Source organism: Allobosea sp. P1_A7, assembly GCF_056406775.1.
This window is the reverse complement of sequence record NZ_JBFTZN010000296.1, coordinates 1-7157: the sequence shown is the minus strand read 5'-3', so window position 1 is coordinate 7157 and position 7157 is coordinate 1. Positions and strand designations below refer to the sequence as shown.

Annotated in this window: 7 protein-coding genes; all 7 read left to right on the top strand. The window is 65.7% G+C overall.

What is annotated here, in order from left to right:
* The first annotated feature begins 27 nt into the window (after positions 1–27).
* Complete coding sequence (miaB, locus tag AC1D34_RS31655) at positions 28–1383, top strand: tRNA (N6-isopentenyl adenosine(37)-C2)-methylthiotransferase MiaB (RefSeq protein ID WP_476826357.1); 1356 nt, start codon at positions 28–30, stop codon at positions 1381–1383.
* Positions 1384–1603: 220 nt separating this feature from the next.
* Positions 1604–2692, top strand: coding sequence for a PhoH family protein (locus AC1D34_RS31650; RefSeq protein WP_476826356.1), 1089 nt, complete (start codon positions 1604–1606; stop codon positions 2690–2692).
* Positions 2689–3258 (top strand): rRNA maturation RNase YbeY, encoded by a 570-nt coding sequence (ybeY, locus tag AC1D34_RS31645; protein ID WP_441492016.1) that lies wholly within the window; start codon positions 2689–2691, stop codon positions 3256–3258. The genes AC1D34_RS31650 and ybeY overlap by 4 nt, the downstream gene beginning before the upstream one ends.
* Entirely contained in the window at positions 3255–4238 is a 984-nt protein-coding gene (locus AC1D34_RS31640; RefSeq protein ID WP_441492017.1) for a hemolysin family protein, read from the top strand. The genes ybeY and AC1D34_RS31640 overlap by 4 nt, the downstream gene beginning before the upstream one ends.
* A complete protein-coding gene (gene lnt, locus AC1D34_RS31635; RefSeq protein ID WP_476826355.1) occupies positions 4238–5833 on the top strand; it encodes an apolipoprotein N-acyltransferase in 1596 nt (531 codons plus the stop codon). Before AC1D34_RS31640 ends, lnt begins: the two co-directional genes overlap by 1 nt.
* Positions 5834–5972: 139 nt before the next feature.
* Positions 5973–6386, top strand: a complete 414-nt coding sequence (locus tag AC1D34_RS31630) for a helix-turn-helix domain-containing protein (RefSeq protein ID WP_069878567.1) — start codon at positions 5973–5975, stop codon at positions 6384–6386.
* Positions 6387–6527: 141 nt separating this feature from the next.
* A partial coding sequence (locus AC1D34_RS31625; RefSeq protein WP_476826354.1) for an S-adenosylmethionine synthetase N-terminal domain-containing protein occupies positions 6528–7157 on the top strand: 630 nt, incomplete at its 3' end.

Here is a 7157-nt window from a genome sequence, read left to right as displayed (position 1 = left end):
GACGGTTTGGAGACCCGATCCGAAACGATGAAGAAAGTCCACATCAAGTCCTTCGGCTGCCAGATGAACGTCTATGACGGGCAGCGCATGGCCGACATCCTTGCCGCGCAAGGCTACGAGGAGACGGCGGCGCCGGAAGGCGCGGACCTCATCCTGCTCAACACCTGTCATATCCGCGAACGCGCGGTGCAGAAGGTCTATACGGAGCTCGGCAAGCTGCGCGACCTGAAGAACGGCCAGAACGCCGCCGGCCAGGAGACGAGAATCGTCGTCGCCGGCTGCGTTGCCCAGGCTGAAGGCGCGGAAATCCAGCGCCGGCAGCCTGCCGTGGACCTCGTCGTCGGCCCGCAAGCCTATCACCGGCTGCCGGAGCTGCTGGCGGAGGCGAAGCGCAAGCGCGTCGTCGACACGGACCTGCCGATCGACGACAAGTTTGGCTTTCTGCCAGCGCCGAAACCTGCGGCCATCCGGGGCCGCGGCATCTCGGCTTTCGTCACCATCCAGGAAGGCTGCGACAAGTTCTGCGCCTTCTGCGTCGTCCCCTATACGCGGGGCGCCGAATTCTCGCGGCCGGTCACGGCACTCGTCAGTGAGATCGAGCGGCTGGCGGATGCCGGCGTGCGCGACGTCACGCTGATCGGCCAGAACGTCAATGCCTATCATGGCGAAGGCCCCGACGGGCAGATCTGGGGCCTGGCGCGGCTGATGCACCGCGTCGCCGAGATCGCAGGCATTGCCCGCATTCGCTATACGACGAGCCACCCGCGCGACATGGACGACGATTTGATCGCCGCCCATCGCGACCTGCCGCAGGTCATGCCGTTCCTGCACCTGCCGGTGCAGGCGGGCTCGGACCGCATCCTGGCAGCCATGAATCGCAAGCACACGGCGGACGAGTATCGCCTGTTGATCGAGCGCGTGCGCAAGGCGCGGCCCGATATCGCGTTGTCCTCCGACTTCATCGTCGGCTTCCCCGGCGAGACCGAGGCGGATTTCGCCGAGACGCTGCGACTGGTCGAGGATATCGGCTTCGCTTCGAGCTACACCTTCAAATACTCGCCCCGTCCGGGCACGCCCGCGGCCGAACTGGAGCACCAGATCGCCCCGGAAGAGATGAGCGAACGGCTGCAGCGCCTGCAGGAGCGCGTCGAGCATCACCGGCAGGCCTTCAACCACGCCATGGTCGGCCGCACCGTCGATGTCCTGTTGGAACGTGCCGGACGTCACCCCGGACAGCTTGCAGGGAAATCGCCATACCTTCAGGCTGTGCAGATCGACACCAAGGCGAATCAGATCGGCGACATGGTGAAGGTGCTGATCGAACGGGCAGGCTCCAATTCGCTGTTCGGCCGCGAGGCCGGGCCAGAGGAGCTCGCCGCGTGACCGCCAGATCACCAGGCCCAGCTTTCGAGCCAGCTCTCAATGCCTGTCATCAGGATGAGATCGACGCGTCCGGATATGCCGAAGGACTACCCGGCCTCACGCCCCTGTTCGGCCGGGCACGCGCGCCAGGGAGACGACTCTATTGGCACAGACTGACCAGGTGACCCCGAGATCCGATCGAGAGCCGCGCCGCGAGGGCGCATCGCCACGTGTCGAGAGCCTGACACGCGACGGGGTCCCCGCCACGGAAGTCGTGTTGTCCTTCGAGGATAACCGGCTGGCCAGTCTGGTCTTCGGTCAATACGACCAGAATCTGGCTCATCTTGAGCGCCGGCTCGGTGTCGTGATCAGCCCGAACGGCAACCATGTCACCGTCAAGGGCCCGCGCGAGACGGCCGAGCAGGCCGGGCGCGTGCTGAAGACGCTCTATACCCGCGCCAAGGCGGGCGCTCCGCTCAATCTCGGCGAGGTCGACGGAGCCATCGAGGAAAGCAACGTCCAGCGTTCGCTGTTCCCGGCGGAAAATACCGGCAAGGCCTCGTTCGAAGCGATCGTCACCCGCAAGCGCGGGCCGGTGCGGGCCCGGAATGCGGCACAGGATGCATATCTGCGCCAGCTCAAGCGCCACGAGCTCGTGCTGGCGGAGGGGCCGGCCGGCACCGGCAAGACCTGGCTCGCGGTCGGGCATGCCGTCTCGCTGATCGAGCAGGGCGTGGTCGAGCGCATGGTGCTGTCACGTCCGGCCGTCGAGGCCGGCGAGCRCCTCGGCTTCCTGCCCGGCGACATGCGCGAGAAGGTCGATCCCTATCTGCGCCCGATCTATGACGCGCTGAACGACTTCATGGAGGCGCGGCATGTCGAGCGCGCCCTGCAGACCGGCATGATCGAGATCGCTCCGCTCGCTTTCATGCGCGGACGGACCCTGACCAATGCGGTCGTGCTGCTCGACGAGGCTCAGAATGCGACCTCCGTGCAGATGAAGATGTTCCTCACCCGGCTCGGCGAGGGCTCGCGTATGATCATCACGGGCGATCCGAGCCAGATCGATCTGCCGTCGGGACAGCGCTCGGGATTGGTCGAGGCCGTGAGGCTCTTGGCCGGAGTGGAGGGCGTCGGCCATGCCCGCTTCGAGGAAGGCGACGTGGTCCGGCACGATCTCGTGCGCCGCATCGTGATGGCTTACGAGGATGCTTCCCGCCGAGAGCGGGATGAGCGCGAGGAGCGTGCCCGGTCCGTCGTCGCCGAGGCGGCGCCTGAAGACCACAGCGAGGGTCTGCGGCGCACATTGTCGCGGGAGAGGCCGCGATGAACGATCGACCTCGTTCGCGGCGCGCAGCGCCGCGAACGCAAAGCCTCGCGATCGACATCCGCCTGCAGTCGCGCCGCTGGCGCGAGCTCGCGGACCTGCGCGAGCGCGTCGCCCGGGCAACGGAGGCGGCGCTCACCGTCGCCGCCATCAAGCCGCTGGCCGAAGCAGAGCTCAGCCTTCTCTTCACCGACGACAAGCGCATCCGCATCGTCAATCGCGACTGGCGTGGCTTCGACAAGGCGACGAATGTGCTCTCCTTTCCCGCCGCCACGCCGGAGCGCATAGGCTCGAGCCCCGTCCTCGGCGATATCGTGCTGGCCTATGAAACCGTTGCGCGCGAAGCCGAGAGCGAAGGCAAGAGCATGGGCGACCATCTCAGCCATCTCGTCATCCACGGCCTCCTGCACGTGCTGGGCGAGGATCACGAGACCGAAGCCGAAGCGACGCGGATGGAAGGGCTCGAGATCGCCGCGCTCGCGAGCCTCGGCATCGCCAATCCCTATGCCGGCACCGAACCAGAAGCCGCTCCAGCGGCACAGACCAAGGCAGATCACCCCGTACCATGAGCGACGACAGTAGACCCTCCCCAAGTGAACCTCCCAGTCGCGGCCTGGCACAATGGCTGAGCCATTTCCTCGACCGGCTGGGCCTGCGGAACGGGGCAACGATTCGCGAGGACATCACCGAAGCGCTCGCCCAGGGGAGCGGGCAGCTCGCCGATCTGAGCCCGCAGGAGCGGGCCATGCTCTCCAATGTTCTGAGCCTGCGCGAGCGCCGCATCGCCGATGTCATGGTCCCGCGCGCCGACATCATCGCGGTCCAGTCCGAGGCAACACTCGGCGAATTGCTGGCCCTGTTCCGCACCGCCGGCCATTCGCGCCTCCCGGTCTATGGCGAGACGCTCGATGACCCCCGCGGCATGGTCCATATCCGCGATTTTCTCGATTTCATCGCAGCCCGGGCCAAACCCGGTCGCCGCGGCGCGCAGCCCGGAACGGCCGGCCCCAATCTCGGCGCGATCGATCTTTCCGTCACTCTGGCTTCGGCCAAGATCCTGCGGCCCGTGCTCTATGTGCCGCCGTCGATGCCTGCCGTCGATCTGCTGGTCAGGATGCAGGCCACCCGCACACATATCGCCCTCGTCATCGATGAATATGGCGGCACCGATGGCCTGGTCTCGATCGAGGACCTGGTCGAGATCGTGGTCGGCGATATCGAGGACGAGCATGATCTCGACACCGCGCCGACGATCGCGGTGGCTGGCGAGAACCGTTTCACCGCCGATGCCCGCGCGACACTCGAAGACCTGAAGGACGCAACCGGGATCGACCTTTCCGAGACTGACGTCGCCGAGGACGTCGACACGCTCGGCGGGCTCATCGTCACGCTCGCCGGGCACGTCCCGGCACGGGGCGAGCTGATCCAGGGGCCCGAGGGGCTCGCCTTCGAGATTCTCGACGCCGACCCGCGCCGCATCAAGCGGCTGCGCATCCATCGGAATGTTCCCACCGTCTCCGAGGCTCCTGCGACGACGGATCCCGGCTGATGCGCCTTGCCGCCCTGGCCGACAGGGTCATCCTCGCCTGGGGCTGGCCCAAGCGCCTGATCGCGCTCGTCGCCGGCGCCAGCGGCGCCCTCGCCCTGCCGCCCCTCGATCTCTGGCCACTGATCGTCGTGCCGATGACCATTGCGGTCTGGCTGATCGACGGCGCAGTCGGCACAAGTCGCGGGGCGCGCTTCCGCGCCGCCATGGCTGCCGGCTGGTGGTGGGGTTTTGGCTTCTTTCTCGCAGGACTGTGGTGGCTTGGTGCTGCCTTTCTCGTCGAGGCCGACAAATTCGCCTGGGCCATGCCGCTCGGCGTCATTGCCCTGCCCGCCTTCCTCGCCGTCTTTCCGGCCCTGGCCTTCGGTGCCGCCCGCCTGGTCTGGCCACATGGCGGCAGCCGCATCCTCATCCTTGCTGTCGCGCTCGCCTTGAGCGAGTGGCTGCGCGGGCATGTGCTGACGGGCTTTCCCTGGAACGTCTACGGCATGATGCTGGCCGGTCAGCCATGGATTGCGCAGTTCGCCTCAGTCGCCGGCCTTTACGGCCTGACCTTGGTGGCGGTCGCGCTCGGCGCAGTGCCGGCGATGCTCGGCACCGGCAAGCCGGGCCCGGAGCGCTGGCAGGCGCCAGTTCTGGCGCTCGCGGTCCTGTGCGGGCTGCTCGGCTTTGGTGCTTGGCGCATTCCCGCCGCGCCATCGCCCACCGTCCCCGGCGTGAAACTTCGCCTGATGCAGCCCAATTTGCCGCAGGACGCCAAGTTCAATCCGCGCAACGGCGAAGCGATCCTCAATCGCTATCTTGCGCTCAGCGACCGGGCGACAAGTCCCACGACTCTGGGCGTCCAGGACGTCACCCATCTGATCTGGCCGGAATCGGCCTTCCCTTTCCTGCTCGGACGAACCCCGGGCGCGCTGTCGCGGATCGCGGCCCTGCTGCCGCCGAACACAACCTTGATCACCGGCGCAGCCCGCGCCGGCGAAACGCTGCCGGGCGAAAGTCGGCCGCCGATCTTCAATTCGGTCCAGGTTGTCGACGATCAGGGCGTGATCGTCGCGAGCTATGACAAGGTCCATCTCGTGCCGTTCGGGGAATACCTGCCCGCGTTCCTCGAGACGCTGATCCGCAGTGTCGGACTGTCCGAATTCGTCGCCGTTCCCGGCGGTTTCACGGCCGGCGCCCGCCGGACACCGCTCACCGTGCGCGGCTTGCCGCCGGTCGCATCGCTGATCTGCTATGAGGCCGTGTTTCCCGGCGAGGTGATGCCGCAGGGCCCGAGACCCGGCTTCATGCTCAATCTCACGAATGACGGCTGGTTCGGTCAGACGAGCGGTCCTTACCAGCATCTCGCCCAGGCTCGGTTGCGGGCCGTCGAGCAGGGATTGCCCCTGGTGCGCGTCGCCAATACCGGCATATCCGCCGTGATCGACGCCTATGGCCGGATCACCGGCAGCCTGCCGCTCGGGAGCGAGGGGGTGCTTGACTCGGCCCTGCCCAGTCACGCCTCTGTTACGCCTTACGCGCAGCTCGGGGATGTCATTTTTGCAGGCCTTGTTGTAATATTCTTGCTCATCTCGCGGTTGCGACTTTCAAAATAATTCCAACTGGAACTATTCCCAGCGCGGAAGATGTCGTTTAAGAAGCAATTCAGTTGAAACTAGTGTATTGTGTTTGACCATAGGACACTGCCGGATTGCGGCTTCGGCAGAATGCCCCTGATCCGAGGCCCGTCGATCCATGCTGAAGAAAATCCCCAATCCGATCGATCGCCATGTTGGCAGCCGCGTCCGGATGCGCCGCATGCTTGCCGGCGTCAGCCAGGAAAAGCTTGGTGAAGCACTTGGGCTGACCTTCCAGCAGGTTCAGAAATACGAAAAGGGCGCAAACCGCATCAGCGCCAGCCGCTTGCAGCAAATCGCCAAGATGCTGGATGTGCCGGTCTCCTTTTTCTTCGAGGGCGCCCCGTCCGGCGACATGCCGTCGGGAGGCTTCTCGGACGCCGCCTCCACGACCTATATTTCGGATTTCCTGGCGACCAGCGAAGGCGTGCAACTCACCAAGGCCTTCGTGCGCATTAAAAATGGGCAGGTTCGACGCCGGGTTATCGATCTGGTTGAGGCCATTGCCGAGGAACACGCTGAAAAGCCCTGATTGAAGCGCCTCGGCGTTCGTCTTGACGAACGTTTCTCCCGATAAACGGATTTGAGCGCTTGACGGCGAACACGTTCGCTGCAAGAACGCTGCGCCCCGCACCGGCAGGGTCCGTGCTGGCGGCCACCAGCTTGTCCGTGCATGAAGGATCCTTCGTCCGTGTCACGCCAGAACTATCTCTTCACCAGCGAGTCCGTTTCCGAAGGTCATCCTGACAAGGTTTGCGACCGGATTTCCGACGAGGTCGTCGATCTGTTCTTCAAGGAGGCCGTCAAGGCGGGGATGGATCCGGCCCAGGTGCGCGTCGCTTGCGAGACCCTGGCCACGACGAACCGCGTCGTCATCGCCGGTGAGGTCCGCACCTCGCTCGACGAGAAGGCGCTGAAGAGCAAGGTGAAGTCGGCAGCCCGCAAGGCGATCCGCGCGATCGGCTACGAGCAGGACGGCTTCCACTGGAAGAAGTGCAAGATCGACGTGCTGCTGCACTCGCAATCGGCCGACATTGCCCAGGGCGTCGACGCCGCCGGCAACAAGGAAGAAGGCGCGGGCGACCAGGGCATCATGTTCGGCTACGCCTGCCGCGAGACGCCCGAGCTGATGCCGGCGCCGATCTACTACGCCCACAAGATCCTCGAAGTCCTGGCCAAGGCCCGCCATGCGGGTGAAGGACCGGCCGCCAAGCTCGGCCCCGATGCCAAGAGCCAGGTCACCGTCAAGTACGAGAACGGCAAGCCGGTCGGCGTCACGCAGATCGTGCTCTCGACCCAGCAT

Coding starts and splice junctions, on each gene's coding strand:
- miaB (WP_476826357.1), top strand. CDS start 28: ATGAAGAAAGTCCACATCAAGTCCTTCGGCTGCCAGATGAACGTCTAT.
- ybeY (WP_441492016.1), top strand. CDS start 2,689: ATGAACGATCGACCTCGTTCGCGGCGCGCAGCGCCGCGAACGCAAAGC.
- AC1D34_RS31640 (WP_441492017.1), top strand. CDS start 3,255: ATGAGCGACGACAGTAGACCCTCCCCAAGTGAACCTCCCAGTCGCGGC.
- lnt (WP_476826355.1), top strand. CDS start 4,238: ATGCGCCTTGCCGCCCTGGCCGACAGGGTCATCCTCGCCTGGGGCTGG.
- AC1D34_RS31630 (WP_069878567.1), top strand. CDS start 5,973: ATGCTGAAGAAAATCCCCAATCCGATCGATCGCCATGTTGGCAGCCGC.